At 35.4% G+C, this 3,645-nt stretch carries 3 protein-coding genes and 1 pseudogene; all 4 read right to left on the bottom strand.

Annotated elements, in window-relative coordinates:
* Positions 1–305: 305 nt before the first annotated feature.
* The gene (locus FTU36_RS16440; protein WP_114237944.1) at positions 306–1,106 is read right to left on the bottom strand and encodes a DUF2310 family Zn-ribbon-containing protein; all 801 of its coding nucleotides are present in this window, start codon (positions 1,104–1,106) and stop codon (positions 306–308) included.
* A 136-nt stretch (positions 1,107–1,242) separates the two neighbouring features.
* Positions 1,243–1,581, bottom strand: a complete 339-nt coding sequence (locus tag FTU36_RS16435) for a hypothetical protein (protein WP_114237945.1) — start codon at positions 1,579–1,581, stop codon at positions 1,243–1,245.
* A gap of 1,083 nt (positions 1,582–2,664) precedes the next feature.
* On the bottom strand, positions 2,665–3,510 hold the full coding sequence (gene repM, locus FTU36_RS16430) for a replication initiation protein RepM (protein ID WP_180049802.1): 846 nt from the start codon (positions 3,508–3,510) through the stop codon (positions 2,665–2,667).
* A 60-nt stretch (positions 3,511–3,570) separates the two neighbouring features.
* A pseudogene (locus FTU36_RS16425) lies at positions 3,571–3,645 on the bottom strand (IS6 family transposase); the annotation flags it as partial.

Here is a 3,645-nt window from a genome sequence, read left to right as displayed (position 1 = left end):
AATACCAACGAACAGCCCAAAGAATGATTTCACCTTGAAAGTGCCGACCGTGGAAGGGATTCATCTGCTGTATCTCGAAATAAATAAGATATTTAGCTTATCATGTCAGCCTATTTGCAACAGTGCCTTTTTAGGTGGTTCCGCTAGGGTATACTGAAAATAAACTTGTCCTGTACCTGATTCCAGTAAAACACTCTCCGAAAATATCGAGACGATTCACGGTTGGTTACAGATAGTTTGGGTGTTATTTTTATCTCTATGCTTGATAGGCTTTATGAGCTTACCACAAATAATTTTTCATTCGGTCAGTCCTCGCTTTCATCCGACCAATTTTGACTCAACTCACTCACCAAACGACTCTCATCGCATTTAAAATCAATATAGTGATAGGTATTGGCAGGCAATAGCCAATCCTGCCCTGTCAGTGGACATTTTTGTTCCATATCTTCTGCCTGTGTCCAATCACGGTAATTCATTAGAAAATAATAGGTGGGTACACCTGTGCTTTGTTCAATGATACGGCACAATTCTCGACCTATTTTGCTATGCTCAGAATTGGGATTTTGCATTTGCTCTAAGGCAAAGGCTTCACTTACTGGTTGAGAACCAAGCCACAAACGATATAACGCTTCAGCCTGACGATACCATGACCACACATTATCATAACAAGGGTGATCAGGTTGGGTATATGGGATTTTATATAGAGGAATGCCTTGTAAGGTTACTCCATCTAGTAAAGGCGAACTCCAGCCCCAACGCAACATGTAAAATTCAGATTGCGTTGGTACGGCATAACGGGGAAGAGGATAGTCATGGTCTTCTCCGATATACAAGGTTTGAATGGGTTTACCTGCTAACTGTTCGATTTTATTGTGCATTTCTTGGGCATAGCTGTTCATATTTTTACGGTCAAGGGCATCCATTTCAGGACACACCACAGTCACGCGAGTAATATCATTTTGGCTAACAGCTAAATGATGGTTACGGGGTAATATTTGTCCGTTGCCTTCTAAATTTCCTAAATAACAAAATACATCATGGTCGTGGCTATCATCATCTTCAGCGATACCTGTATATTGGGGTATGATAATATCAAAGGCGTGCATTTTTATATCTCATGCTTAATTTATATTAAATATATTTGGGGATGTTGCTGTTGAAATTGGTTAAAGTGCTGTCTTGTAGTGTCAATTTAACCTATACCGTCAATGCCGTACACTCTAAATATTAATAATACTTAAACTACTTGATATTATAACTATAATTTTTCTTATCATATTTACCGAAATAAGGAACAGCTACATCCTTATGCACTGTATTATTACTATCAGTATATGTAATTACTATAGAGTCTTCGGTGTCAGAATATTTTATAGGATACTTAAATGATTGATTAGGAGATAAATTACCTATATTTTCTGATTTATTAGTGGTTTTATAAGTTAAATTAACCTTAGTTATATCTTCGGAGGTTTTGTTATTTATAATTAGCATCCCTTCTGATTCACTTTGACTGGAACAAGCCACAGTAATTAATGCACTTAAGCTAATTACATACAGTTTTCTTATTGAGATCTTCACGAGCCAAACCTTTAGTTATTTTATTTAATACAAAATAATTCTATGCAAGAAATGCCACTCTCAACTTCTTAAGCCTATTGGAATGGCTGTATTACAAGAATTGTAAGTTTAATATTGAAAGTCTAACCTTCGTAAAATAAATGATTTAGCGAAAAAAAGTTGAGAGTTAAGCATAAAATGGAATCTTATTTTTCACCAAAGGAATTAGAAGATGTTAAAGAACCATTAGTTATAACTTTCATTTTGAGACTACCCTAAATTCTGTGTAACTATCTAGTTTTCTAAAATACTTCTTAAATTTTGTCAAAATGGCTTTATTAGCTCGAAAAACTAACTTTCTATACACCATGAAGTACACCGCGACTACCTAAATAACTCAATATACCAATATCATTAGCCTACAGCCTAAGGTTCTAGTCCTCACTAGGGTACCGAAGCAGTGAAATTGGTTTGCCATAGGCATACTAATCAGAGTATGAAAAAGAAACTCCTCTCTCTGCAAATTCTTGATTGAAAACACTAAGAACCTTCATACTAAAAGTATAATAAATAAGTACTAGCCTTTCTATTATGGTGATGTCGTTCATATTCCAAGATATTCTCCGATCATCTAATAACCCCTCCCAACTAGGATCGTTTATTTTAGGTATAGATTGACTGCCGTAAGAAGGTATTTGATCAACTAAATGACGCATATCATCGAGTTTTTGATTTGATAGGGGTTACCCCAGAATTTGGAGAAAATAGTACGACAAGGAATTTTGTCGACTAATTAATTTATTAAAATCAAAGATTTATATTTTTATGCTTTGCCTGTCTGCTAGAGATTGGCAACATGCAATTTAATTGAAAGATTTTTAACGAAGTTCTTAAATAACAACTACATAGAAGTAAATAAATGTACTTACCGCCCTATAATTTCCGTTTTCTGTGCTGACCCCTAATATAGCAGTTTTTCACTGAATAGAACTCAGATAACTTATCATTTGGTGATAGTCAGAAGCCTTTATTCCCTTAAAATAATTTTTGTTTTTGATATCAAGGACTACTTCTACCACAACCTGTAAACAGCGAATAAAAATCTTAAAATTTAAACCCTAATTTCGATAAGAAGGGTAAATATACTTTCTGCTTTTCACTATCTAATAATGCTTCAGCAATTTGTTCAGCAAACACATCGTAACTTCGACCTGCTTGCCCTTGTGCCAAATACGATGCCTCATGTAATTGAGATATTTTTTTAGCGAAGGCAAAGCGTTGATTATCGGTCATGGTTATAAACATATCTACTGTATGTGGATCACGCTCTGTCTTTTCAGCTTTTACCGTTTTGGGCTTGGTTCTTTGTTTAAATTTAAAGGTAAATCCTGTAATAGTGCGACCTTGCTTGTGTTGCTCATATTCAGCAATAATATCCGTGTGTTCGTTAATTTGACTAATAGCCAAATCTAAAACTCTTGCTTTGAAATGGTGCATACGCACATATTCATCACTCAATAACCCAAAATGATTTCTTAACTCATCTAACGAGATTTCATTGGTTTTGCCCACAGACCGCCATTTAATCAAAAACTCATACAGGCGAATAGCATATCGGCTCTGTAAGCCTTTAATTTGCTCTATCTCGTATTTGGTAAATTTTTTTTCCAATCCTACAATTAATGGTACAACGTCATTGGCGAATACTAATCTTACCAATCCTAAATCATTAACGTAACTAATCTTTTGCACAAAGCGACTGCGGACAAACTCAATTTTTTGACTACCCTCAACAAACTGGGTGTAATTAAATTCCGCTTCAAATAAACCATTGACTCCACGCTTTAGGGCTTCATAAGCCGTATGTTTAGCCACGTCAAACTGTTGCATATAAGATTGGGCATGAATAGTTAAAGTCTTGTTCAATACACTTTCAATATTATCGCCCAACTTACGAGGGCACTGTTGCAAATAGAGATTTGAGTCGATGATGTTCCCTTTAAAAAGTGCTTAGAGACCGAAAACCCTGTTGATTAGACACACTTCACCCTGAGGCTGACCATAATAAAATGACGATGCTTGTCC

Origin of the sequence: Acinetobacter sp. YH12096, from assembly GCF_013419215.1 — a bacterium.
Lineage (GTDB): Bacteria > Pseudomonadota > Gammaproteobacteria > Pseudomonadales > Moraxellaceae > Acinetobacter > Acinetobacter amyesii.
Note: the sequence above shows the minus strand (reverse complement) of the source record. Positions and strands in the feature narration are given on the sequence as shown.